Annotated in this window: 1 pseudogene; it reads left to right on the top strand. The window is 52.8% G+C overall.

The features are described from left to right. Positions 1–233, top strand: a pseudogene (locus HMPREF2847_RS04615) (IS256 family transposase); the annotation flags it as partial.

Here is a 233-nt window from a genome sequence, read left to right as displayed (position 1 = left end):
ATCAACGCACAGTGATGGATTGGTGGCTGTATCTACATACAGAAGTCCCTGACGATCCGGTCAAGATCGCCAGGGACCAACGATGGGGTCAAGACGCACTTTCCACAGCAACAGACCTGATCACCCACAACACCACAGCCACTACCAATGACATCGGTGCACCAGCAGAATACGACACCGCCATCGACACCAGCTACCAACACAACCTCGGCATCCAAAAAGGCTGGATCAAA

This window comes from Corynebacterium sp. HMSC074C03, from assembly GCF_001838285.1.
GTDB lineage: Bacteria > Actinomycetota > Actinomycetes > Mycobacteriales > Mycobacteriaceae > Corynebacterium > Corynebacterium amycolatum.
The sequence above is the reverse complement of the archived record's forward strand: the minus strand, read 5'-3'. Positions and strand labels throughout refer to the sequence as shown.